This is a genomic window from Nostoc sp. NMS8, from assembly GCF_017115045.1.
Lineage (GTDB): Bacteria > Cyanobacteriota > Cyanobacteriia > Cyanobacteriales > Nostocaceae > Nostoc.
This window is the reverse complement of sequence record NZ_JABXKK010000106.1, coordinates 1-25,782: the sequence shown is the minus strand read 5'-3', so window position 1 is coordinate 25,782 and position 25,782 is coordinate 1. Positions and strand designations below refer to the sequence as shown.

Here is a 25,782-nt window from a genome sequence, read left to right as displayed (position 1 = left end):
CTGATATTTATAGCCAAAGTATTCCAAACAAGATTGTAGTAAAAATGTATGGATATTACAGGAAAACACATTTTGGTTGTCACTTCTGTCTATCCAATGACGGCTGATGCCAATCACGGTGCATTCGTCAGAGAAGCGATTTTGCGTTTGCAACCAACAGGAGCCAAATTTACAGTGTTTGCTCCAGCATACGAAGGTTCTCAAAGTCATGATTTAGATGGAGTTAAAGTCTATCGTTTTCGCTATTTTCCCAAAAAATTTGAAAATTTGGTACGCGATGGCGCTCCTACAAAATTGCAAAGACAACCTCTTTATTTGTTAGTTGCTGCTTTGTATATCTTGTTAGGTACGTTACAATTGCTTTGGGTATGTCGTAAACAAAAGCCAGATTTACTCCAAATTCACTGGCCTTTCCCACATGGATTGATGGGTTTACCCGCAAGTATTTTACTAGGCATTCCAATGGTGTTTAGTTTCCACGGAGCCGAACTGATGTTAGCAAATAAGTTTGGCTTTGTAACTAATATTCTTCGTTGGTTATTGCCTATTGCCAAAGGTGTAACAGCAAATTCTTCTTTTACTGCTGGGTTGATTCAAAAACTTTATGATGGAGATATTACCGTAATTCCTTATGGTCTAACTATTGAAGCCAAGCCACCTAAACAACGCCCACCTTTGGAAGTTCCGAGACTTTTATTTGTTGGTAGATTAGATGAGCGCAAAGGTTTACGATATTTATTGGAGGCTCTACCTTTAGTATTAGCTCAACAAACTGTGCGTTTAAGGATTGTCGGTAAGGGTCTTCTGGAACAAGAAATTAAATCACAGTGCCATACACTCTTATTAGATGACGTAATAGACTTTTTGGGCTTTGTCAGTAAAGAAGAATTAGCTTCAGAATATGCTGAGTGTGACATTTTTGTATTACCAGCCATCGTAGATAGTAAAGGTGATACTGAAGGTTTGGGAATCGTCATGATTGAAGCTTTAGCCCATCAAAAACCTGTAATTGCCAGTGCTGTCGGCGGAATTGTTGATGTGATTCAATCTGGTATCACAGGATTGCTAGTACCAGAAAAAGCTCCAGAAGCTCTAGCACAAGCAATCCTGAGTTTGTTATTAGACCCAATCAGAGCTACACAAATGGGGCAAAAAGGTTTGGCAGATGTGCAAGTCCGTTTTAGCTGGCATCGCATTATTCCAATGTGGCAACAGGTTTTTGCTAAAGCTCTAGATAGCTGTTTTACGGAAAAAAGTACTGCAACTCTTACTTAATAATAAGTGTCCTATTTAGTACTAATTTTGTATAAAAACTATGCAAGCCCGTCTCTTATTATCTCGTGCAATTCTGACTACATTGGTAGTAGCACCTTTAGGTCTAATGGGGATTCTATCTGTAAGAGTGCTTTTACCCGCCCTGAAAGATCCAGAATCAAGATTTTACTCTTCAGGTTTTGGTTATCCTGCTCTGCAACGTATGGCTGGTAAACCCATCCAAGTTGAAACTGTAGCAGTGGAAACCAAAAATTTAGAAGATAGTTTAGCAGCACCGGGCGAATCCGTTGCTATGCAACAAGTAGATGTCCGCTCTCAGATATCAGGGCTGGTAGAAAAAGTGGACGTTGAGGAAGGACAGTGGGTGCGTCGAGGTCAACCGCTGCTTGTTTTACAAAAAGCTCCCTTTGAAGACCAAGTAAATACAGCTCGAAATAACCTTGCCACTGCTGAGAAAAACATCCAAACTTTGCAAAGTTCCGCACCAGGGAGGTTGCTAGATTTACAAGCAAATTTGAGGTTTGCTGAAGAAAGAGCTGATGCATCTCAAACTCAACAAAAAGAAATCGACAATCTAGCAGAGCAGGAAGTAAACAACAATGTTCAGGCTGCTCAATTAAGGTTAACTACCGCTGAAGAGAAACTTAACCAAATTAAATTGTTAGCAGATCAGGGAGCAATTTCAAGATTTCAGCTATATGACATGCAAGATATTTATGCAACTCGGAAAAGAGAACTGTTGAGTGCTCAACAAGGAGTTATTGATACCCAAAATAAGCGATTTATTAATAAAGATTTTCACCTCAGTCGTAAAAATGAATTAATTTCTGCTCAACAAGCTCTGAAACTAGCTCAGGAAAATCTAGATAAAGATTTGGCAAATGCTCGCTTGACTGTCGAAAACAGAAGAATAGACCTACAGAAAGCTCTTAGAGACTTGAATAGAACAGTAATTTATGCCAGTACCGATGGATTGGTTAGTGTAGTCAATATTCATAGTGGAGAAATAGCGGATGCACGTAACCGTGACGCTCTAATGACTCTGACTCAGAATATTGTATTTAAGGCTTATATTGACCAAGCGCGACTGAACGCCATAAAAGTCGGTAACAAGGCTACAGTGCGTTTGATAGCGTATCCTGGACGTACATTTGAGGGACAGGTTATTCAACTTAATCCCACAGTGGAAACCAATTCAACTCGACCTGGTAGAGTGGGCATTGATCGACAGTATACTTATTCTGCTTGGATTGCTGTTAATAATCTGCAAATGCCCCCTGGGTTACAGGGTTATGTTCAGTTTATGAATCAAGGCAAGACAGCCTTAGTTATTCCAGAAAGTTCTGTCACTCATTTGTCTGCTGGTGAAGGCATGGTAATGGTTGCCGAAGCCGGTCAAGCTGTTGTCAGAAAAGTCAAGCTAGGGAGGATATTTGATAATCAGCGCGAAGTACTAGAAGGCTTAAAACCTGGAGAACAGGTGGTACCTTCTGCCAGAGCTTTAAATCCAGGCGATCGCATCGAAGCACAATCTGCACAAATGCCAATTGCACAACAACGCTAGGAAGTAATTCGTTATGAACAAGTTACATTCTTGGTTTAGCTGGTTTAATCGACAAAAAATTACTATTTTCATCGGTTTTATAGTTTTAGTACTAGGAGTAATATTTCCCTGGTATCGTTTACCACCTCAAGCTTTAGAAACATTTGGTACAAATCTATTTTGGGCAAATTTGGCTAGATTCACGGTAGCTTTCTTTATAATTGTCGGTTGTGCCTTAGCTATTGGATTGAATATAAGTCGTGCTGCCCGGTTATCCTTGTGGACAGCGTTGTTGACAGCTTTGCTCTTTCCTTATTTCATCACAACTTGGTCACCTACTGTTGATTTTATAGCGTCAAGTTACTACAAGCAGGGGCAAAAAGTATCTACTCATGTTGACAAAAATTTCTCTGAGATCCAATCCCAATGGAAACAGAATATATCTTTAGATGCGCCAGATACTCCTCCCTCTATCTTTGAAATATCAATTCAAGATAGCCTATTTTTCCAGATGCCATCATGGGAGAAAATTGTACTTTATGGACTTGGCTACAAAAACAGCTTTTTTACCTTTATAGGCAAGGGTTGGAGTTTTGCTCTGATCGGGCTAATTATTAGTTTATTTGGGTTTTATTTAGGAGAAAGAAATGCAAGTTTGAATATTTTTATTCAAGATATGAAGCTGTTTTTACCAGGAGCAGTTTTATTATTAGTGTTAATCTTAAGTATTATAATAAGTATTAATATTGTTAATTCTAAATTAGATACCCAGTTTGCCAAAGGTGAATATTTTCAGGTTGCGAATACTAGTAAGGTTTTAACATTATGGTATCCTCCTTTACAAGGAGATGAAGTATTTTTAGAGCGATTAGCAAGAGCAGAGTTTTATGCAGATATACCAGATATTGCTTTAATTAACTTTGTTAAAGGGTTGGAAAAATATAGGATTAGTAATTTTCAGGAAGCAGAAAACTATTTTCAAAAATCTTTAGATATTCAACCCCATCACTTTTTAACCAGGGGATATCTCGTTGCAGCAATCCTGAATCAAGGGGTTAATTATCTCAATAAATCAAACACACGAAAGCCAGGAGCAGCAGCAGATATTTTTGAGAAGGCGGTAAGTATTTATCCTAGTAATATAGAAGCCCTTTATGACCTAATGTTGGCTAGGGTTGTGAATGGGGAATTTCATAAATCAGCCGAGGTTGCTAAACAAATCATAAATGGACAGCAATACTTTCAAGAGCCGAGAATTGGATTACTAGGTCAAGCTTACCTACATTTAGCTTGGGATGAATATAGTAATAGCAATGTTAATCAAACCTGGGAACGCTATCGCCAATCAGTTGATACTAAAGCTTGGAATAAATCTGCTGTAGAGGAAGAATAATGCATCGTTCAGGTCGTTGGTTGCCATTAGGACTAGTATTAATTTTGGGTCTTTTAATGGGGTTATTAGGTTTTTCTATTTGGGAAAAAACGCCCATTCCTGTAGAACGTGTAGTTTGGTCGCAACAAGCTCAATGGATTGCTCCTCAAGTACCAACTTACCGTTTTTATGCACGTCATACCTTCGATTTACCTACCAGTGTAAAAGCAGGTTGGTTGCGAATAAGTGCTGATAATGACTTTACTATATACGTCAATAGCAGGCAAATAGCGAGAGAAAATAGTGTTCTCAATAGTCCTAGTGGTATTGGTGCAGGATTGAGAGTACCTTTTCAAAATATCAATGATAGTAGTCGCTACGGTAATAAAGGATCAGTCTGTTATTTACTTGGTAGTTCTAAAGACTGGAAATTAACAACTTATGTAGACCTAACTCATAATTTGCGTCCAGGTAAAAATGTCATTGCGTTAGAAATTCAGAAAGGACAAACTAATCCCCGTGTGGTGATTGAAGGGGTTGTTTATCCTGTTGCCAATACCACGCCAGTTAACTTAACAACGGGTGAAACTTCTTGGCGTATCTCAAATCTTTCGGAAACCCATCACTCGCTTCAATGGTATGACCTAGATTTTCCAGATACAAGTTGGTCAGAAGCTAAGTTACTTGGTTTCACTAAAGAGGCTACCTATAGTCGGTTAAGTAAAAATTTATTTGATCGCAACTTAGAGGGAAATTGGATAACTGGAATTCCCAGTCGTAAAGGAGAGCAATGGTTGAGGGGTGCGTGGCAGATACCAAAAACTCCAATTGCTCATGCTTACATTAGATTTGCAGGAGAAGGGCAGTATTCCGTGTTGCTAAACGGTCATCTGGTTAACCGTTATAGAGACGAGGATGGCAGTAAGTTACATTTAATGGAAGTAACAAAACTTTTACAACCTGGGAATAACTTCTTAGCAGTAAGTTTGGCTAGTTCTTTGGAGGCTGCATCGGGAGGAAGCAATCTTGTTAGTCCAAATAGTTCTCTCGATTTTCTCTTAGATGGTTGGGCAGAAACACAAAAAAGTGAAATTGTAGGAGTAATTACTACCAATAATATTTGGAAAACTATAAATCAACCTGTATCTGGTTGGGTATTGGGTGCAGGTAAAAGTCAATCTGCAACCCTTCTGAGTTTACCCAAAGAACAAGAATTTCAGCGAAACTTTGAAGGCGATGCTTATCTACTTAATTACCCAAACTACTTATGGCATCAAAGTCTTTGGCAACTAGGAGGAATTACCTTTGCTGTGATTTATGCCTCACTTCTAAGCTTATGGCTGGGATACAAAGATAGTCGGTGGAAGAACTTTGCTACAGGAGCAGCAATATTATCGCCAGGAACTTTATTTTTAATAGTTATCGGTTTACTCAAACACCGTTTTGCAGAAGCAGAAGTGGGATTGCTTTTTGCCCAACCACAAAGCAATTATCTAATATTACTTGGATTTATAGCTATAGTTGTATCAACATTAATTTTCAATATTGTCAAGCTAAATATTAAAAAGTTACCTCTATCTTTTCTCTGGTTATTACTAGGTTTAGTTACTTGTATGAGTTTTAGCTTGGCAGTAAGAGGTAATATATTTGTAGTTCTTAGTTTAGCTGTTGTAGCAGCAATTACTGCCTTCATTTTTGGATGGTTGCATAGACAGAAACAATTACCAATCTTAGTTCTTGAAGATGCATTCAATACCATTCAACAAAAATGGGCTATTTGGGGTGAGTGGGCATTTATTATCCTGATTGTCGGTGTGGGTTTTGGATTGAGAGTTTATCATTTAAGCTTTATTGACTTAGATGCTGATGAAAATACTTCTTTAGATGCTACTAGAGGCATCCTCCGCATAGGTGTACCTATAGCAACTTCAGGTATTTGGTACACTCGTGGCCCTTTCTATCATTACCTACTGGCTTTTTGGTTACGGCTAGTGGGAGATTCTATAGTTAATGCTCGCTTTCTTTCTGTACTTTGGGGGACTGCTACTCTAGTTTTGGTCTATATTTTTGCGCGTCAACTAACTATAAAAGTATGGATTTGTCTCCTAGTAATAGCAGTTTTGGCTATAGACCCTTGGGAGATTTGGTATTCTCGATTTATCCGTTTCTATCCCGTTCTACAATTCATGACTATACTTTGCTTTTGGTCATTCTTGAAAGGTTTTATTGATAGGGAGGGAAGGCGATATCAGTTTATTTTTTTCATTGCTTTAACTATGAGTTTACTGACTCAGGAAGTTAACTTAACACTTTTGCCGATTTTTATTCTCGGTTTTCTTTACTTTTATAGACCTTTTAACTTATTTCATGACTGGCAGATTATTTTGGGTAGCATAATGATGCTAATTATTTTTGCTTTTGATTTGGGTTTTGCAGTCATAAAACTTTTAACTCCTTTACCTGCTTTATCTGATGCTACAGCCTCATATCTTAGACTTCATTTCTCTGATACTACAGGATTATTAGCGACTTATATGATTGGCCCTGATAGAATGCGTACAATTTATAGCTTACTTTTTATAATTGGTATTCTATATTTTATTAAACTAAATCAAAATAGTAAAATAATTTTCCTATTTGGCAGTATATATATGAACATATTATTAGTTACTGTTTTAGCTTATAACTTACAAGAGCGATATATTTATGGCATGTATCCAATATTTATTTTACTATCTATTTACAGTGGTATTTGCATGATAGAGTCTCTAGGGAGAATAATGCAATCTTTGCTACATAACTTTCTACCGTTAAAAACAATTTTTGTAACTTGCTTTGTCCTAGTAATAATATGCAATTTACAACCAGAAAGAGTATTATCTGGTTATCAAGAGGCAATTAATAGAAAAAATACTATTCTTTTCGAGTATATTCGCACTCACAAAAAATCTGGAGATGTTGTCTTATCGACAATGCCATCTTTTGCACCAATTAGCATAGGTAAATTAGATTACTTTCTATTTACACCTTTAAAAAATGAAAACTTTGATTTAGCTTATTGGAAAGATGGTAAGTTAATAGACCGTTGGGGTGGTGGAGAAATAGTTAATAGTGTAGATAAACTAAATCATATTTTGGAAAAGTCTAATCATGTTTGGATTCAGATAGATGATGTTAGACATAATAGAGTTCTCCCTGAATTGCGTCAATATGTTCAAACTTTAGGGAAACCAATTTTTGAAACTTTTGGTACTCGTTTACGAATATGGCAACCGTCAGATGGATTACCAAATAATATACCTAATCAAGGTAAAGACTTAGGAGCTTATTGATTGGATTTTTGAATTGCAGCTATTAACTAATAATTAATCAAAAAAGTGTATATTGACTCTGAAAAAATATGAAAATAAAAACAATTATCAAAACCGTTGTAAGCGTTAGTCTACTTGTATTTGTATTTACTCGAATAGACTTGGGTCTAGCTTATAATCAATTTAAGAACCTTTCTTTACCTTTTATAGTCCTAGCTTTAATTTTCTACACTGGCTGTCAATGGTTGAGTTGTTGGCGCTGGCAAGTTGTTCTCAATTCCAGTGGTCATTCAGCACCAATGAGCAGTTTACTTAGCAGCTATTTTGCTGGGATGTTTCTCAATATTTTTCTACCTGGGGCTTTAGGTGGAGATGTATATCGTGTTTATCGAGTTGCACAAGAAACCAAAGATTCTGAAGTAGCAGTAGTATCTGTATTTTTAGAAAGATTTACAGGTCTTGCCGCTTTATCCGCTTTGGCTTTAATTGGTCTGCCTCCTGCTTTTAAGTTAGTGGGACGCTGGGATATTATTTTATTATTTCTTGTTTGTGTGGGCAGTTTGGTAGGAGCAGTCCTACTAATATCAAGTCCTAAACTATTAATTTTGGCAGAACCTTGGCTACAAAAATTTCACCTCAGTAATGTGGCTGCTCGTTTTGCCAAAATTCAAATTTTGTTACGGAAATTTGCCCAGAACCGCATAGCCCTAACTTTATCAATGAGTCTTTCAATGTTACTTCAGCTAGCTATAGTTTATTACCACTACCTAGTGGCACAACAGTTGAAAATTCCCATTTCCTATTTACAACTTTTAGTATTTATTCCCATTATCGTAGTAGTTACTCTACTTCCCATCTCTTTAGGAGGACTAGGGCTAAAAGAGGGTTTATGGGTTTATCTGTTTAATCGTATTGGTCTAACTACCGAACAGGCTCTACTATTATCCCTAACTATGACAGCCCTCAGCTGGCTGTTGAGTTTACCAGGAGCTTTAATCTTGCTATTAGATTCTACAGGATTTAAGTTAGCAAGGCAGGGGAGGATGGAGTAAAAGAGTTAGATTGTGAGATAATAAAGCATGAGATAGAAACAGGAAGTTGAGATGAAACGGTGGATTAAAAGGCAATACTTAACAGGTTGGGTACTATTGTTATTACTGTCTGTTACCACAATTACTATAGTCTTTGCTAAACAGCCTAGCAATTACCTCAATGGAAAGTTTGAAGCGGGTATAGGAGCAGTGCAAAGTAGCCAATTTCAGGCTCCAATATTGCATAAAACAGACTTTGAGCATGAATCAACCGATTTGATTGCCAATGTTCTCTATCGAAAACCCTCTAGTTTGTATAAGTCTATGGCACCTAGTGGCGCTAGTGATGCAAACGTTCTTTGGGAACGTAACCAGGCAAAGTATTGGTACATCGAAGAACAACGAAATGGTGGAGAATTAGTCATTGCTGGGTTAATCAAAAATGATCCACAAGCTATTGACGCTGGATTTAAAATGTTTGATTGGGGATTTGCTCACCAAACTTATAATGGCAGTTTTTTCTTAACAGGGGATGGCTTTCACAGCACCTCTTTTTTTGTGGAAGCTGTCGCCCACGCACTTCTAGTCATACAACAATCTCCATATTCAAAACAATATGCCAACCAAGTTGCTAAATACAAGCCTTTAGTACATCGTGCTGCTCGCTGGATGATTTCGCCGCAAATCTGGAAACGAGGAATTGTACACAACAGACCTTATACCCATCGTCGCTACCTAGTTGCAGCAGCTTTAGGATTGACTGGCAAACTCACTGGCGATCAAGAATTAATCAACTATGCTCGTATGTCTATTAAGGATGGTTTAGCGCTGCAACGCTCAGATGGTGTTAACCCGGAAAAAAGTGGCTATGACAGCAGTTACCAAACAGTAGGTATTATGTATGCTCAACGGTGGGTGACATACTTCCAGAATGACTCCCTAACGCCCAAAGTTGCAGCGATGATAAATAAGGCGCTCTCTTGGGAACAGACAAGAATTTTACCTTCTGGGGAAATTAGCACTCAGGGAAATAGACGCACGGCGGGGCAAGAACGTAGACGAACTGGTAAGGTGAAAACGGTATCGTCTAGGTCAGCAGTACGTGTTTTTGCTTACTGGGGATCGGTAACTGGTGACGACAAGTGGGAAGCGATCGCTCGCAAAATAGCAACGTTTTATTATAAAATTCGGTAAATTCTTGAAACACTTTCTGTAGAAGGATTAGAGAATCATAGTGAAGCTTTGTTGTATTTTCAGGTGATTGGCAAATTTTCATACATACAGCAGGGAATAGGCAACAGTGAACAGGGTTGAAACTCTCTTGATATATGGCTTTGTGCTTTAAATTTGTATCTAACTTACCTGCAATCTGCTGTAAATAAATTTAGGCGGCTCATGATCCTATTGAGGCTGCAAAAATGCCCTTTATAGTCCTACGAAGAAGCAAGCTACATTCGCCAGACTTCATACTGAATTATGAAGACTGACTCATAAATTACGTTTTGATAAACCTGAAAATTGCTGTTATCCTCAAAGCCTCAGTTAGTTTTAGCGCAAAATAGCTAGCTATTTGTTTAAGATTTAGCTGCCCTTCTATATTTGCAGATATATATCTAGATAAACGCTCTGAAGACTTTATATATAGAAAAATATACTTCTTATATAGTCTAGTTCAAATATAAAATTATACCTTGTCTTCTTGAAAAAAAAGCTCCATCATTGAGAAAGCGCTATAGATATAGGTTAGTTAGTTAATAATGATACCGATACACTTCATAAATTTTTCCGATTCATAACAAGAGAATATCTAATAACAATCTCAAATGTACTCATGTCGGAGTTGGACTAACTCATGCTACAAGGATGGATTCAAATTGCATTAACGTTACTAATTATAGTAGCGATTACTCCCTTCTTCGGGAGATATATAGCGCGTGTATTCCTAGATCAAAGAACTTTTCTCGATGTGATTTTGAATCCGATTGAGCGAGTGCTTTACTCTTTGGTTGGCGTTCCAACTCAAGAAAATATGACGGGTTGGCAGTATGCGCGAGCAATCCTGTACAGCAATGTAGTCATGGGTTTGCTGATTTTCTTCATCATTGCAAATCAGGGATGGCTACCGCTTAACCCAACCAAGATAGATGCCCCAACCTGGGACACGATTGTACATACCACTATTTCCTTTATTACTAATACCAACCAGCAACATTATTCTGGTGAAACCTACTTGAGCTACGGTAGTCAAATGTTGGGGCTGGGCTACCACATGTTCACCTCAGCGGCAACAGGTATCGCAGTCGCGATCGCCTTTATTCGAGGGTTGACGGGTAGACCTTTGGGTAACTTTTATGTAGACCTAATTCGCTCGATTACCCGAATTTTGCTGCCGATTAGTATTGTTGGCGGCATCATCTTTATTGCCCTTGGTGTGCCAGAAACCTTAGCTGGGCCAGCAGTATTTCCGACCTTAGAAGACCCTAACATTAGTCAGGCGATCGCTCTTGGCCCAGTTGCCCACTTTGAGATTATCAAACAGCTAGGCGAGAATGGCGGCGGCTTTTTTGCCATCAACTCGGCACACCCCTTTGAAAATCCCAACGGATTTTCTAATTTAATTCAGATTGTAGCCATGCTTTCGATTCCCACATCCCTGATTTATACTTATGGGTTGTTTGCAAATAACACCAAACAAGCCTGGTTACTCTACGGAATGGTGGGTATAATTTTTATCGGATTTCTGATTGTCACCGCCATTGGAGAATATAACGGCAATCCGGCTGTAAATACGCTTTTGGGCAGTCAGCAACCGAACCTAGAGGGGAAAGAAGTCCGCTTCGGTTGGGCAGAATCCGTGCTGTTTGCGGTAAGTACAACTGGTACTATGTGCGGTGCTGTCAACAGTTTCCACGACTCCTTCATGCCCGCAGGCGGTTTTATTTTTCTCTCGAATATGTTCCTGCAAATCATGTGGGGTGGACAGGGTACTGGAACAGCTTACCTGTTTGCCTATAGCATCCTAGCAGTATTCGTCACAGGTCTGATGGTGGGACGCACCCCAGAATTTCTGGGACGCAAGATTGAAAAGCGTGAAGTCGTCCTGGCTAGCTTCCTAATTTTGCTAGTTCATCCCATCGCCATTTTGATTCCAGGGGGAATCGCCTTAGCTTTTCCTGACCAACTGGCAGGGATTAGCAATCCTGGCTTTCACGGCTTTTCTCAAGTTATCTATGAATATGCCTCAGCTGCGGCTAACAACGGTTCTGGGTTTGAAGGTTTAGGCGATTCACAACCCTCTCCCTTGGCGATCGCAACTGGCACGAAAACTACCGTAACCGCCCTCTGGTGGAACCTAAGCACCTGCTTCAGCCTCTTAGCTGGACGCTATGTACCAATCATCGGTCTACTGCTGCTAGCAGATAGCATGTCCCGCAAGCAAGCTGTTCCCTACACAACTGGTACATTGCGAACCGACACCGGACTATTTACAGGTGTCACCGCAGGCGTAATTTTAATCTTGGGCGCACTCACATTCTTCCCAGTGCTGGCATTGGGGCCCATCGGTGAAGCCTTTTTTATCGCCAAAGGTATCGGGTAGGGAGCAAGGGAGCAGGGAGCAAGGGAGAAGAATTTTCCCCTGCCCCCCGCACCCCGCCCCTCTGCCTCTTCTCCATCCCCAATCCCTAATCCCTAAAATTTAATCTATGCCAACTACTACTGATTCTCCTTCATCCCGGATTCCATCTGGAACTCGTGACTCGCGCAAGCATACTCCCAAAGCTGATTTGAAGGGACTTTACCAGAGGGCAATTCGTGAGTCATTTCTCAAGCTCGATCCTCGAATTACTGTCAGAAACCCAGTTATGTTCGTTGTTTGGGTAGGGACAATTGTCACCTTTCTTGTCACCCTTAACCCAAATCTGTTTGGCACAATTCAGGCAGATATCAACCAACAACGCCTCTTGAATGGGTTGATTACCTTCATTCTCTTTTTCACACTCGTTTTTGCAAACTTTGCCGAAGCCGTCGCGGAAGGGCGCGGTAAAGCACAGGCTGATTCACTGCGATCGACGCGATCGGATACGATCGCAAACAAAATCCTCCCTGATGGTTCCATAGTAAAAGTCAGTTCTACAGAACTGCGACGGGGCGATATAGTTCAGGTGGTTGCCAATAACATGATTCCCGCCGATGGGGATGTCATTAAAGGCATTGGCTCAGTGGATGAGTCGGCCATTACCGGGGAATCTGCCCCTGTATTGAAGCAACCAGGTACAGATATTGCCAGTTCGGTGACAGGAGGTACACGCTTACTTTCCGACGAGTTGACGATTCGCATTAGTGCCGATCCTGGTCAAGGCTTTATCGATCGCATGATTGCCCTGGTAGAAGGGGCGCAACGCAGCAAGACGCCCAATGAAATTGCTTTGACGGTATTGCTAGCAGTACTAACACAGGTGTTCTTGATTGTAGTGTCAACCATTCCCCCCTACGTGGGCTACATTGCCACCTTTATCAGCACAGCCTTTGGCGCTGAGGCGGGAAACAGTTTGCGTACAGGTGCTAGCGTTGCCATTCTCATCTCCCTACTGGTAGCTTTGATCCCCACAACTATTGGTGGTTTGCTCAGTGCGATCGGTATTGCGGGGATGGACAGAGTTGCCCAATTTAATGTCATTGCGACTTCTGGTAGAGCGGTAGAAGCCTGCGGCGACATCAATACCCTGGTGCTAGATAAGACAGGCACTATCACGCTGGGTAATCGGATGGCTGACGAGTTTATTCCCTTGAATAACCACTCACTAATAGACGTGGCGCGAGTTTCCCTAGCTGCTAGCTTGTTTGACGAAACGCCAGAAGGGAAATCAATTGTGATACTAGCAGAAAAGTCTCAGGCTGGGGTAGATTTCAATATCGACAAAGCCGAAGGTGTGGAATTTTCTGCAAAAACCCGGATGAGCGGCACGAATTTACCTGATGGCAAACAAATTCGCAAAGGGGCGGTAGATGCGATTAAAGGGTTTGTCCGTTCTCGTGGCGGTCAGGTTCCTGATGATATAGACGCAGCTTATGAGCGAGTTTCTCGGTTAGGAGGTACACCCTTAGCTGTCTGCCAAAATGACGATATTTATGGTGTCATCTACCTCAAAGATATTGTCAAACCCGGACTGAGGGAACGGTTTGACCAACTCCGCCGCATGGGTGTTCGCACCGTCATGCTTACAGGTGACAACCGAATTACGGCTTCGGTAATTGCCGAAGAGGCTGGGGTGGATGATTTCATTGCGGAAGCAACTCCAGAAGACAAAATTGAGGTGATTCGCTCGGAACAATCTCAGGGTAAGCTGGTAGCAATGACCGGAGATGGTACGAACGATGCACCTGCCCTCGCTCAAGCAAATGTGGGTGTGGCAATGAACTCTGGGACGCAAGCTGCCAAAGAAGCTGCTAACATGGTGGACTTAGATTCTGACCCCACAAAGTTAATTGACTTAGTAACTATAGGTAAACAGTTGCTAATTACTCGTGGCGCATTGACAACATTCTCCATCGCTAACGACATTGCCAAGTATTTTGCCATCATTCCCACGATCTTTGCTGCGTCTGGCATCGGCGCACTGAATATTATGGGATTAAAGAGTGCCCAATCTGCGATCGTCTCGGCGCTGATTTACAACGCCCTGATTATTCCGGCATTAATCCCGCTAGCACTCAAAGGGGTAAAGTTCTTACCTTTAACAGCAGATCAACTGCTACGTCGCAACATCTTGATCTATGGACTTGGCGGTATCATTGCTCCCTTCATTGCCATCAAACTGATAGATATTATCCTACCTTTGTCTTAATTTACTATGAAACCTGTTCATCTCCGCCGCACTATCATTGCATCCCAAGTATTAGAAGAAATAACTGAAATCTGGTATCAATGGCGTAGACAAAAGCTACCACTGTATTTGTTCCTGGCGATGTGTTTCAACCTAGTGGTTGCGCCTATGGTCTACGCCGCTACTGGTGAAGAACTTTCCCGCAGTCAATCTTGGGGATTGGGATTGTTAGGACTGACAACGCTAGGACTTTCCATCTATTTATTCTTTGTAATGTTTGTACCGGAGAAATTCTAATGAGTTTTGCACGCGAAGCTAGTAGAGCTATTCGTTCTACCTTGGTACTTTGGGTAATAGTCGCGATTATTTATCCTTTTGCGATGATTACCATTGGGCAAATTGTGTTTCCGTTTCAAGCAAACGGTAGTCTACTGAAAAATACCACAGGTCAAGTTGTAGGTTCTGCCCTGATTGGTCAACCTTTTACTAGCGATCGCTATTTTAACAGCCGTCCCAGCACCACGAGCTACAGCACAGCCGATCCCAAAAAAGATGATGGGGGAGTTTTGAAAACCGGAGTTTCTGGTGCTAGTAATTTGGCTCCCAGTAATCCCGCATTACTGGAACGCATCAAAGGTAAAGATGACCCAGACCCCAGCAAAAAAATTGAAGGTGACTTGAATCGTCTGAAAAAAGCAGGTGTGCAACCCACTGGCGATTTAATCTACACCTCTGCTTCCAGCCTTGACCCCCACATTACCCCGGAAGCTGCCACAGCGCAAATTGCACGAGTAGCCAAGGTGCGGGGAGTTCAACCGAACCAACTGGAAACTTTGATTTCCCAAAATACCGATGGTCGCTTTCTCGGCATCTTTGGCGAACCTGGAGTTAATGTTTTGAAGCTGAATTTAGCTCTGGATAAGATTAAAGGGTGATTTCAAAACTTTTGTAGAGACGTTACAATGCAACGTCTCTACAAGGATTCTGGATAATGTATATTTAATTTTCGGAGATGTCTATTAGCGATCGCTATAAATCTGCAATGCCCAGATTTGATATTACAATTAAGCAACAACAACGAAATTGGCTTCGCTTAATGAGAGTCCACCGTTTAATTGTGCGAATTGTACTTGAGTAAACGCAGTACCGCTACCATCTTTGTCAAAGAAAAGTTGACCTGTACTGTTGTTGTAGATAAGTCGTTGAGCCTCTGTTGTCGCGCCTGAACCGATGGTAAACTGACCAGATGAAACTGTACCTGTTACTAACCCACCACCAAAACCAGTAGCCGATACCTGAATAAGTTCACCAGTCGTGTCGAAGTCATGAAGACTATCAACACCTTGATTGTATGTATTAAAGCTAAAGGTATCAGTGCCAGATCCTCCGTACAGAACATCATTACCTTTTCCTCCATTCAGGAGATCATTGCCATCGTTCCCATACAGGTTATCGTTGCCATTACTGCCTATAATAGTGTCAGCGTTGGCTGTACCGTAGATATCTAATCGTTCAATATTCTTGTAGCTAACTCGATATGTCCCAGATGTAATCGAGCCTTGCTTGGTGGTTGCATTGAAAGTCGAGGCGATTCCCTCGGTATTATAATTGCCGAAATTGAGATATAAATAATCGTCATCCGCACCTCCATCTACCGTTTGAGTTACTAAGGAAGAAGGGGCAGTAGAGGGGACATAAAAAGAGAAGGAGTCATTGTCATCCCCTCCATTGAGGGTATTGTTGCCAGTGCTATAGTAAGCATTAAAAGAATCATTCTCAGAGCCGCCATCTAAAAGGTTATTCCCAGAAGAAGAAGAAATATTAAAATTATCGCTCCCAGTTCCTCCCTTCAGAGTGTTGTTGCCAGTGCTAGAGTTAGCATATAATACATCATTCCCAGAGCCTCCGTCTAAGACGTTTTTCCCAGAAGAATAAGAAATATCTAGATAATCATCCCCAGTTCCTCCCGTAAGGGTGTTGTTCCCAGTGGTATTGTAAGCATATAAGGCATCATTCTCAGAGCCACCGTCTAAAAGGTTATTTGCAGAAGAATAATAAATATTGAAACCATCGCTCCCAGTTCCTCCTTTGAGGGTGTTGTTGCCAGTGCTAGAGTTAGCATAAAATGAATCATTCCCAGAGCCTCCGTCTAAGAAGTTTTTCCCAGAGGAAGAATCAATACGAAAATTATCATCCCCATTTCCTCCTTTGAGGGTGTTGTTGCCAGTGCTAGAGTTAGCATAAAATGAATCATTCCCAGAGCCTCCGTCTAAGACGTTTTTCCCAGAAGAAGAAGTAATATCGAGGACATCGTTACCTAAATCGCCGTATAAGCTGTTATCTCCCTCGCCACCAGAGAGGCTGTCATTACCCTCACCACCATAGAGTTTGTCGTTTCCAGCTTCCCCAATGAGAGTATCGTCTCCCTCAAGACCATAGAGGGTGTCATTACCATCTCCTCCAGAGATGTAATTATTGGCACTATTACCTGTAATCACATTATTTAGTGTATTCCCATAGCCATTTATGGCTGTTGTTCCGGTTAAGATGAGGTTTTCGATATAGCTACCCAAGGTGTAACTAACAGAAGACTTAACTGTATCAATACCACCTGCATCGCCACCGGAGCCGTTATCTTCACTGACAATATCTTCAGTGCTATCAACGATATAAATATCGTTACCCGCTCCACCTTTCAATGTATCATTACCACTACCACCATCTAGTGTGTCGTTACCGGCTCCACCACTGAGAAAGTCATCGCCTTCAAAGCCATAGATGATGTCACTGCTCGTGGTGCCATTGAGGACATCATTAGCATTAGTACCCTTGAGAGTTGCCATAAGTTCTACCTACCTAAATTAATTGTTTTGGAAACTTGAGATATTAACCCGTCAGTATTGCTGCTTTCAGGCAGAAAAAATTAGCCGAGATTTTAAATCTAAGTATAATTTTTTACGTATTTTGCTAAACTAGCTTTTCAATAGAATCAAGCCTTTATATAGCTTTACAAGCAGTAATCAGGAATCTACTTACAGAGTAACCCAAGTTAATTTAATCACTATAATCTGTAGAAACTTAAGTGTCACTACTCGAACCATATTTTTTTATTTGCCTTATTTGAATATTTATATATTTTTTAGATGTAGCTACTGAGTGCTGTTTAGTTAAACACAATATTATTTTTACTGAGACGAGCGATCGCTATCTTCAAGGCAATGCTTGGTATAACTACACCTATGGACGGCTGATATCCTTGCTATACAAGCTTTTAAAACTAGGTATAGATCGCCTTTTGAAACCTGAGTCATACTTGTTGTAAAGCATCAGATCAGAATTTACTGGTATTATAATTTACAAACAATCTAAGCCAGTGGGTGTCAGGCGCAGACTAAAATTTTATCGTTAGCAGTTAAAGCTTTTGATCGAATGATTAATTAGGGCTATATATCAAAAATATATCTCTAAATATATGCCGTTTTAACTAGTCAATAAATATATCTTTTATTTATTTCTATATAATTCATATACCTTCAAAATATATCTGAGAACAATCAAATTTTCTCTAAAGTATTGGACAATATTATTAGAGATAAATAAAAATACTTTGTGTTAGAAAGTAAAAAAGTTTCAGAACCGAACCTATTGGGTGTTTTAATCCAAGAAAATAGTATTTACTGCAGCATTCATTTAACTGAAATTCAGTTACCCGATAAATGTGCTTTTTTGGGAATTTCAAGAGAAAGCAAACTTATTTATGCAACAGATAATCCGATTATTTTTGCTGGAGACTACATTTTAGCAATAGCAACCCATCCCATGATGGTTCCCGCTCTCAAAGTTACTCTTAAAAAAATCCATTCTCTTTACTATTCCCTCACCAGTTGCTTATTAGAAGCTCGACCAACAGACAGCCAATCTATTAATTCAGATTACTCAGACTTACCAACTGCCTTTAATTCCACATATTATTAGACAGATGAAAATTTACTTATTCTCTGAGTATGTACCTAACCAAAAAATGATTATAAAATTTAGGTACTTCTATTACAATTCAATTTCAGGACGAAATTAGTGATATTTAGTTTCCGGGTAAATCTCTGCAAAAGCCTGCAAGAGAATCAGCAAAGTAGTAGTTTATTGCTAGTTGATGAAAATTAAACATTTTCATCATTTTACTGGATCTGAGTTCGACTAACTAAAGGTTTTTAATATGCATACTTCGGAGCTTTTCCGACTTTATGTATCCGCCCAAAAAAGTGTTCATCAATCTACACTGGTTGAAGCTAACCTGGCTAAGGCAACACATAGTGACATAAAACCACAGGACGGAGACATTCCTTTTTTAGCAGTATTTCTGGCTCATATTTCCTTCATGATTGTTTGGGCAATTGTCGTTTTTCTGGTTTCATCTGTCTGCAAAGCACTAGAAGATCCCCCAGAAAATGCGGCACAAGAGAAAGACGAAATAGTAACCATCAAACATTTACAGCAATATCCCTGTGAAAACTGCCATTTCTTTAACAACAACCGTTATCTAAAGTGTGCAGTACAGCCCGCTATTGCTCTAACGAAACAAGCACTCAATTGCTCTGATTACAGTCCTGAATAGGTGAGTTTCCCGCTACGCTTATCCTGTCATGCAGGCAACCATACCCGCCTCAATTGCCAGCTTCAAAAAACAATGAATCTCTGTGAAACAGTATTAGCAAATTTATACTTGGTCACTGCAATCAACTATCTAATAGCAACTCAGCTTTTTCATCAGGAGTAAATTAATGTTACAGCCCAATTATGACGATAAAAATAGCTTTCTCTATCCCCGCGATCGCTACCACGGTAAATTTCAGCCAAATAACTTAGTCTTTAATGCCAATCTCCAAGAATTTTCTCAAAGAGTTAGTTACATAACTAGCTTAGAAACTGGTGGAAAACTATCTCCAGAAGAAGCATTCAGCAAAATTGCAGCACTCTGGAAACAGTTGGAAGATAGCAAAAATAAGCTGGGAATTGGTAGCGACCTATCGGTTTAATTTAGTTTCCTAATTCTGGATACAACGATTAGTAATCTGATAACTCTGAAATAGAGTTTGCATTGTTAAAAATTTACTTGAGAAATCTGAACAAATTTTATGAAACAGAAAGAAACGGTATTTGTTATCCCGACTCATCGACTGAGAGATGTAGCAGAGACTATCGAAAAGTATGATGAGAATTTCCGGGCAAATGGTCATGCTGTAAAAATTATCGTTTTTGATGATTCTAGTATTGCCAACCATGAGAAATATTACCCACTTTTAGAGCAGACTAAGACAGTCAATGACGTGTTTTATGTCGGGCCCCAAGAGAAAGAACAATTTATTACATTTTTAAACGAAAGACTGCGTGATCGCAAGCTAGAATCACTAGTCAAAAACCTATTCCGACCTAGTTATGGAGGAAATCGCAACTTCACGCTGATGTATACCCTTGGTCATTTAATGGTTAGTGCCGATGATGACATGCGACCAGATGCCTTAATCGAAACTAGCCCAGAATCTTTATCAGGTGATGAAATATGTCGAGGAAAATTAATCAAGTCTAACCAACAAGGCGGCTACGTCCATAAATCTTTTGACTTACTCACGGCTTTTGGTGATGTTCTCGGTCAAAAAGCTAGCCATGTACCAGAAAACTTCGAGGCTGGAGAATTGGTTGTTGATACAGCAATGGATTTAGAAACTAACACAACTAAAGGTTACTTTCGAGAGAACAGCCTCTTATTACAACCAGGGAGAGTATTAAATAATGCCATCGTCAAAATTGCCCAAACTTTTCGCACAGGAACTAATGATATCGATACACTTGATTTTATTCACATGTATCTCAATGATGAGAACCAAATTAGTCCAAATGACCTAAATGATTTTTATATTCTTACTAATTTTCGACCTGTTATTACTAATAAGAACTGGAGAATGGATTGTGGAGTTGCTGGATATGACAATCAGCTAGGTTTACCACCATTTTTTCCAACTCGACTCAGATTTGAAGATTATATTTACAGGATTTGGATACAGCAAGAGGGCATCATGGCTGCACACGTTGATGCTGTCCAAAACCATATTAGAAATAACTATATGCGTAATCCTCTCGCTAGTGAACTCTTTAACGAGGAAATATGTAGTCTGCTTAAAAGGAAGATTAAAAGCAGTGTTTATCATCTTGATGACTTGGGAATCAAGTTCGATTACTCTGGCGAGGTAACATTACAAGACTCTGAGGAAATCCTGGAAAAAATCGCTGCTATCCACAGACAGGTAATCAAAGCCTCAATGTCTGCCCAGAATGAAGAACGTAAGCTATCTCTTCAATTATTTGCTGAGAATTTATCAAGAGTATTTTATGGATTTGAACCAGATTTTTTTCAGCAAAACGTTTCCAGAATTATTGATGATGTCATTAGCCAATTTCACGGTTCTCTAGAAATATGGCCAACTCTAGTAGAAATCTGCTACTTTTACAAAGACAAAAAAGACTTACCACAAATCAGGGTTAAAAACAAGAAGGTAAAATCTAGAAATGGCACAAAATCGAGCGAAATTCTCGTATAAATGTGACCTTTGGCAAACAAGCCATTATTCATGCGGGAAGATTTTCTTAAATCCTTTCTTTTTAAAGATGCGCCTATAGAACTTAATCCAGATCCCCGACTTCTTGAAGAAGTTGGGGATCTAATTTTTCACGAATGATTTAGGATTGCTATATGTGCTAGCTAATTGACTATGTATGCAAACGTTAATTATTGATAACTATGACTCCTATACCTTTAATCTTTACCAGATGATTGCCGAGGTAAATGGTGAATTACCTCTAGTAATTTATAACGATCAGCTTAACTGGGATGAATTGAAAGAAATTGCATTTGACAACATTGTGATTTCACCTGGCCCCGGTCGTCCAGAAAGAGCAGAAGATTTTGGAGTCTGTCGGCAAATAATTGAGAATGTGGACGTACCTTTGCTAGGAGTTTGTCTAGGGCATCAAGGACTTGGCTACCTACATGGTGGAAAAGTGATTCACGCACCGGAAGTTCGACACGGTAGACTCAGTAAAATTTATCATAATAATTCAGAATTATTTCAAGGCATTCCTAATCAGTTTTCTGTGGTGCGTTATCACTCGTTGTTAGTTGCTGATGAACTACCTGAGTGTCTAGAAAAAATTGCTTGGACTGAAGAAGGATTGATGATGGGATTGCGTCATCGGCATCTACCTTTTTGGGGTGTGCAGTTTCACCCAGAGTCTATTTGTACAGAATATGGGCAAAGATTACTAGCAAACTTTCGAGATATGACGCTACAATTTCCAAAAAAATCGTCAAAAAGTCCAGAAAAACAGTATTGGATTGGATATGAATCTGTTACTCCTGATATGGTTCAACCCTGCCAAGAACAGGAAGAAAAATTTGAATTGTATACGCGCAAGTTAGATATCTGCCCAAATACAGAACAAATATTTGTACAGTTGTTTGAGAATGCACCGAACGCTTTTTGGTTAGATAGCAGCCGTGTAGAACTTGGTCTATCTCGCTTCTCGTTTATGGGTGATGGAAGTGGGATAAACAGTTTATTGGTGCGATACCATACCCAAACGCAAGAAATCATCATCACACAGTCAGATACCGTAACTCGTCGCACCGAAAGTATTTTTAAGTATTTGAAGCGAGAAATAAACTGCCGATTTTGTCAATCTGATGAGTTACCTTTTGATTTCAACTGTGGATTTGTTGGGTATTTTGGCTATGAACTTAAGGCTGAGTGTGGATCTTCATTGGTGCATTCTTCACCATTACCTGATGCAATTTTCTTACTCGCCGATCGCATGATTGCTATCGACCATCAAGAACAGTGTATTTATTTGTTGCAATTGATTAAAAAAGGACAAACGGAACAGGTAGAAACTTGGTTTAATATTATCCAACAACAACTCGAAACTTTAAATCCTCTTTCTTCCCTTATACCCCAAGAAAATTGTCAGCCAGTTAAGTTCCGTTTGAGTCGCAGTTATCAAAATTATATCCAAGATATTCGCCAATGCTTGGACGAAATTCACGAAGGGGAAACCTATCAAGTTTGCCTGACTAATCAGCTTTACACCGATGCAACCCCCGATCCATTGACGTTCTATCGCACATTACGTAAAATCAATCCGGCTCCTTACTCTGCATTTTTGCGCTTTGGTGAAATTGCGATCGCCTGTTCATCTCCAGAACGGTTTCTACACATCGATCGCCAAGCTTGGGTAGAAACTAAACCCATCAAGGGAACCCTAGCACGAGGAGAAACCCCCGAAGCCGATTTCGTCCTCCGTGAGAAGCTACGCAACAGCGAAAAAGATCGGGCTGAAAATCTGATGATTGTGGATTTGTTACGCAATGATTTAGGGCGAGTCTGTGAAATTGGTAGCATTCACGTACCAAAATTAATGGATGTCGAAACATATCCAACAGTACATCAGTTGGTGACAACGGTACGCGGGCGGTTACGTTCAGATTTACAAGCGGTGGATTGCATACAGGCTGCATTTCCCGGAGGATCGATGACTGGTGCGCCCAAAATCCGCACTATGCAGATTATCGATCGCTTAGAACAAGAGGCGCGAGGAGTGTATTCAGGTGCGATTGGTTTTTTGGGCTTAAATGGTTCAGCCGATTTGAATATTGTGATTCGGACTGCTGTTTTGACTCCCGATCAAACCTCCATTGGTATTGGTGGCGGAATTATAGCCCTTTCTGAGCCGGAGATGGAGTTTCAGGAAACGCTGCTAAAAGCCAAAGCTTTAATCGACGCTATGGTTTTGACAATGTATGGAACCTCTGATATTAATGAAAAATTAACTGCTTGAAATAATAAGAATTCAGGAGTCAGAATTCAGGAATTAAAGAATAAGAAGAATATTTGATGAATCAATATACTAATTATTCTATATTTCTTATAAATTCTGACTACTGGGTAGTGTTTATCATAAATTCTTGTTAAAAACAAGAAGCTAAAGTCTATAAATTGCACAAAATCGAGCAAAAATCTCGGATAAATACGACCTGAGATAAATAAGCCATTTGCAATACTTTACGATTCTTCATCAGCTAAAATTTTATTAGGTATGGCTGAAGTAACAGCAATCTGATAAGATTTCAAACAAGTAGAATAATCGCTTATTCTCTTTTTCTTGAACCAACTGATTTCGGTTATTTTTGGGAAAGGAAAATACAAAATGTCTCATCTATTGTGGAAAACTCTGGTACTAAGTCCAGTAGTTTTGGGAGTAACGGTATTGGTTTCCGCTAGAGCTATAGCTACTTCAGTAACAAGCTCTTCTGAAGATACAAAGGCAAAAGCTGCTCAAACAGAAGCACCAATAGCTTCTGCTGCTCCAATATTCATTCAAACAGAGCAACCAAAAGTTAATCAGCAGTTGTTTGCCCAAAAGACTGATGATAATAAAGTTTTAGAAGAAGTTAATCGCTACAGCACCGAAGGCAAGAACCAGAATTCACTGTCTCAAGTTACATCAGTTTCTCAATTTTCTGATGTACAACCGACTGACTGGGCATTCCAAGCTTTACAATCTCTAGTTGAACGCTACGGTTGTATAGCGGGATACCCCAATTCTACTTATCGTGGCAATCGGGCACTGACTCGTTATGAGTTTGCCGCAGGTTTGAATGCTTGTTTAGATCGTGTTAATGAACTGATTGCCACAGCAACAGCTGACTTGGTAACAAAACAAGATTTGGCTACTCTCCAGCGTTTGCAAGAGGAATTCTCGGCAGAATTAGCAACTCTGCGTGGTCGAGTAGATTCTCTAGAAGCACGGACTGCTGAACTAGAGGCAAATCAGTTTTCTACTACCACAAAATTGGTAGGTGAAGCTGTTTTTGCCGTGACTGATATATTTGGCGGTAATACTGGCGATGCTAATAATACTGTCTTTCAGGATAGGGTACGTTTAGACTTGCAAACCAGCTTCACGGGTAAAGACGTTTTACACACCCGTCTTGCAGCTGGTAATGCACTAGCCTTTAATCAAGTAGGGAATGGTGGCGGTGCTATCAATACTGCTGAAGGAACACAAACATTTCAAATCAACGGTGGAAGCAACAATAACAGTGTCAATATAGACTGGCTGGCATATTATGTACCCATAGGCCCAGCTGAAGTTTACTTGGCAGCCACCGGAGGTATTCATAGCGATTATGTTGCCACTAACAACCCTTACTTTGAAGACTTTGATGGAGGTAATGGGGCATTGTCTACCTTTGCTTCTGAAAGTCCCATCTATCGTATTGGTGGTGGTGCAGGTGCAGCACTGACTTTACCCTTTGGTAGGGGTGGCAGTTTTTTCAAACCAAGTTCACTGACTATAGGCTACTTGGCGTCAAATGCTAATAATCCTACCGCAAATCAAGGTTTGTTAGAAGGTAACTATGCAGCTCTTGGACAGTTGAACTTTAGTGTTGGCGATCGCTTGGCGATCGCTGCTACCTACGTTCACGGGTATAATGGTGCTGGAACTGGTGGTTTATTTGATGCAGGTGGTGGTTTGACTAGCACTGCTCGCATCGTAGGTACTAATCAAGCTAACACCCTCCTAAACGCATCTTCCAGTAATTCTTATGGTATAGAAGCAGCCTTCAGACCTAGCGACAAACTGTCAATTAGTGGCTTCGTTTCTTACCACGATATCTCAGGCGTTGGTGCTAATGATGATTATGAAGCTTGGAGCTACGGTCTTGGGGTAGCCTTACCTGACTTCGGTAAAAAAGGTAACGTATTGGGCATTTTTGCAGGTGCAGAACCCTATTCCTTTAACCGACCAGGTTTTGCTGGTACTGGTAATGATATACCTTATCACTTTGAAGGCTTCTACAAGTATCGCGTGTCAGATAACATCTCAATCACGCCTGGTGTTATCTGGTTAACTTCTCCTGGTCAAAACAGCGCTAACGATGATGCAATTATTGGTACGTTGAGAACTACCTTCACCTTCTAAAGGTTTACAACAATTTACAGGACTACTAATTTTACGGGGCTGCTAGAACCCCGACTTCTTGAAGAAGTCGGGGTTCTCAACACCACTAACCTCTCAAAACTTTTGGGACAGACAATTAGTAGTCTGTCAAGTTTAAATTGATAGTAAGCAATTTCATAGTCAGGACTTTAGTCTTTATTTTCTAAACACTAAAGTCTTGACTACAAACCCTCAAAATCAGCTTGACAGACTAAGCTAAAACACATCTAATTTGCTTATTAAAATTTTATTAATATCTTGTGGGGTGGACATCTTGCCATTGGTGTCAACTTAACGTGAAACCGCTTGTCCGCCGGGAATTGAAATTCCCGTCTCATAGCTAAAGTCATCTGAAGATGACTAAATATCGCCA

At 40.0% G+C, this 25,782-nt stretch carries 17 protein-coding genes; 16 read left to right on the top strand and 1 reads right to left on the bottom strand.

Features of this window, described 5'->3' with window-relative positions:
- Positions 1–48: 48 nt before the first annotated feature.
- From HWQ39_RS28080 to kdpC, 10 genes are all read left to right on the top strand, one after another.
- Positions 49–1,275, top strand: coding sequence for a glycosyltransferase family 4 protein (locus HWQ39_RS28080; RefSeq protein ID WP_292852709.1), 1,227 nt, complete (start codon positions 49–51; stop codon positions 1,273–1,275).
- Positions 1,276–1,315: 40 nt separating this feature from the next.
- Positions 1,316–2,839 (top strand): efflux RND transporter periplasmic adaptor subunit, encoded by a 1,524-nt coding sequence (locus HWQ39_RS28075; RefSeq protein WP_292852696.1) that lies wholly within the window; start codon positions 1,316–1,318, stop codon positions 2,837–2,839.
- A 13-nt stretch (positions 2,840–2,852) separates the two neighbouring features.
- Positions 2,853–4,211, top strand: a complete 1,359-nt coding sequence (locus HWQ39_RS28070; RefSeq protein ID WP_292852694.1) for a hypothetical protein — start codon at positions 2,853–2,855, stop codon at positions 4,209–4,211.
- Positions 4,211–7,522 (top strand): glycosyltransferase family 39 protein, encoded by a 3,312-nt coding sequence (locus HWQ39_RS28065; RefSeq protein ID WP_292852692.1) that lies wholly within the window; start codon positions 4,211–4,213, stop codon positions 7,520–7,522. Before HWQ39_RS28070 ends, HWQ39_RS28065 begins: the two co-directional genes overlap by 1 nt.
- Positions 7,523–7,590: 68 nt before the next feature.
- Positions 7,591–8,553: a lysylphosphatidylglycerol synthase transmembrane domain-containing protein gene (locus tag HWQ39_RS28060; RefSeq protein ID WP_292852689.1), complete on the top strand. Its 963-nt coding sequence runs from the start codon at positions 7,591–7,593 to the stop codon at positions 8,551–8,553.
- Positions 8,554–8,604: 51 nt separating this feature from the next.
- A complete protein-coding gene (locus HWQ39_RS28055; RefSeq protein WP_292852686.1) occupies positions 8,605–9,726 on the top strand; it encodes a hypothetical protein in 1,122 nt (373 codons plus the stop codon).
- 658 nt (positions 9,727–10,384) lie between these two features.
- Positions 10,385–12,130, top strand: a complete 1,746-nt coding sequence (gene kdpA / locus HWQ39_RS28050) for a potassium-transporting ATPase subunit KdpA (protein ID WP_292852684.1) — start codon at positions 10,385–10,387, stop codon at positions 12,128–12,130.
- A 106-nt stretch (positions 12,131–12,236) separates the two neighbouring features.
- On the top strand, positions 12,237–14,378 hold the full coding sequence (gene kdpB / locus HWQ39_RS28045; RefSeq protein ID WP_292852681.1) for a potassium-transporting ATPase subunit KdpB: 2,142 nt from the start codon (positions 12,237–12,239) through the stop codon (positions 14,376–14,378).
- A 6-nt stretch (positions 14,379–14,384) separates the two neighbouring features.
- Positions 14,385–14,654: a potassium-transporting ATPase subunit F gene (locus tag HWQ39_RS28040; protein ID WP_292852678.1), complete on the top strand. Its 270-nt coding sequence runs from the start codon at positions 14,385–14,387 to the stop codon at positions 14,652–14,654.
- On the top strand, positions 14,654–15,292 hold the full coding sequence (gene kdpC, locus HWQ39_RS28035) for a K(+)-transporting ATPase subunit C (RefSeq protein WP_292852675.1): 639 nt from the start codon (positions 14,654–14,656) through the stop codon (positions 15,290–15,292). The genes HWQ39_RS28040 and kdpC overlap by 1 nt, the downstream gene beginning before the upstream one ends.
- Before the next feature lie 129 nt (positions 15,293–15,421).
- On the opposite strand, the gene HWQ39_RS28030 is transcribed toward kdpC, so the two are convergent.
- A complete protein-coding gene (locus HWQ39_RS28030; protein ID WP_292852672.1) occupies positions 15,422–17,200 on the bottom strand; it encodes a calcium-binding protein in 1,779 nt (592 codons plus the stop codon).
- Positions 17,201–17,966: 766 nt separating this feature from the next.
- On the opposite strand from HWQ39_RS28030, the gene HWQ39_RS28025 reads away from it, so the two are divergent.
- From HWQ39_RS28025 to HWQ39_RS28000, 6 genes are all read left to right on the top strand, one after another.
- Positions 17,967–18,332, top strand: a complete 366-nt coding sequence (locus HWQ39_RS28025) for a TrkA C-terminal domain-containing protein (protein WP_292852670.1) — start codon at positions 17,967–17,969, stop codon at positions 18,330–18,332.
- Between the two features lie 238 nt (positions 18,333–18,570).
- Positions 18,571–18,969, top strand: a complete 399-nt coding sequence (locus HWQ39_RS28020; protein WP_292852668.1) for a hypothetical protein — start codon at positions 18,571–18,573, stop codon at positions 18,967–18,969.
- 166 nt (positions 18,970–19,135) lie between these two features.
- On the top strand, positions 19,136–19,390 hold the full coding sequence (locus HWQ39_RS28015; protein WP_292852665.1) for a hypothetical protein: 255 nt from the start codon (positions 19,136–19,138) through the stop codon (positions 19,388–19,390).
- Positions 19,391–19,489: 99 nt separating this feature from the next.
- Complete coding sequence (locus HWQ39_RS28010) at positions 19,490–20,950, top strand: hypothetical protein (protein WP_292852662.1); 1,461 nt, start codon at positions 19,490–19,492, stop codon at positions 20,948–20,950.
- A 175-nt stretch (positions 20,951–21,125) separates the two neighbouring features.
- The gene (gene pabB / locus HWQ39_RS28005) at positions 21,126–23,243 is read left to right on the top strand and encodes an aminodeoxychorismate synthase component I (protein WP_292852659.1); all 2,118 of its coding nucleotides are present in this window, start codon (positions 21,126–21,128) and stop codon (positions 23,241–23,243) included.
- A 369-nt stretch (positions 23,244–23,612) separates the two neighbouring features.
- Positions 23,613–25,391 carry an iron uptake porin gene (locus tag HWQ39_RS28000; protein WP_292852657.1) on the top strand — a complete coding sequence of 593 codons (1,779 nt, stop codon included), beginning with the start codon at positions 23,613–23,615 and terminating at the stop codon, positions 25,389–25,391.
- The last annotated feature ends 391 nt before the right edge of the window (positions 25,392–25,782 follow it).

Excerpts from the sequence above, each read along its gene's own strand:
- HWQ39_RS28075 (WP_292852696.1), top strand. The coding sequence starts at position 1,316 with ATGCAAGCCCGTCTCTTATTATCTCGTGCAATTCTGACTACATTGGTA.
- HWQ39_RS28080 (WP_292852709.1), top strand. The coding sequence starts at position 49 with ATGGATATTACAGGAAAACACATTTTGGTTGTCACTTCTGTCTATCCA.
- HWQ39_RS28010 (WP_292852662.1), top strand. The coding sequence starts at position 19,490 with ATGAAACAGAAAGAAACGGTATTTGTTATCCCGACTCATCGACTGAGA.
- HWQ39_RS28065 (WP_292852692.1), top strand. The coding sequence starts at position 4,211 with ATGCATCGTTCAGGTCGTTGGTTGCCATTAGGACTAGTATTAATTTTG.
- HWQ39_RS28055 (WP_292852686.1), top strand. The coding sequence starts at position 8,605 with ATGAAACGGTGGATTAAAAGGCAATACTTAACAGGTTGGGTACTATTG.
- pabB (WP_292852659.1), top strand. The coding sequence starts at position 21,126 with ATGCAAACGTTAATTATTGATAACTATGACTCCTATACCTTTAATCTT.
- kdpB (WP_292852681.1), top strand. The coding sequence starts at position 12,237 with ATGCCAACTACTACTGATTCTCCTTCATCCCGGATTCCATCTGGAACT.
- kdpC (WP_292852675.1), top strand. The coding sequence starts at position 14,654 with ATGAGTTTTGCACGCGAAGCTAGTAGAGCTATTCGTTCTACCTTGGTA.
- HWQ39_RS28000 (WP_292852657.1), top strand. The coding sequence starts at position 23,613 with ATGTCTCATCTATTGTGGAAAACTCTGGTACTAAGTCCAGTAGTTTTG.
- HWQ39_RS28015 (WP_292852665.1), top strand. The coding sequence starts at position 19,136 with ATGTTACAGCCCAATTATGACGATAAAAATAGCTTTCTCTATCCCCGC.
- HWQ39_RS28030 (WP_292852672.1), bottom strand. The coding sequence starts at position 17,200 with ATGGCAACTCTCAAGGGTACTAATGCTAATGATGTCCTCAATGGCACC.
- HWQ39_RS28060 (WP_292852689.1), top strand. The coding sequence starts at position 7,591 with ATGAAAATAAAAACAATTATCAAAACCGTTGTAAGCGTTAGTCTACTT.
- HWQ39_RS28070 (WP_292852694.1), top strand. The coding sequence starts at position 2,853 with ATGAACAAGTTACATTCTTGGTTTAGCTGGTTTAATCGACAAAAAATT.
- kdpA (WP_292852684.1), top strand. The coding sequence starts at position 10,385 with ATGCTACAAGGATGGATTCAAATTGCATTAACGTTACTAATTATAGTA.
- HWQ39_RS28020 (WP_292852668.1), top strand. The coding sequence starts at position 18,571 with ATGCATACTTCGGAGCTTTTCCGACTTTATGTATCCGCCCAAAAAAGT.
- HWQ39_RS28040 (WP_292852678.1), top strand. The coding sequence starts at position 14,385 with ATGAAACCTGTTCATCTCCGCCGCACTATCATTGCATCCCAAGTATTA.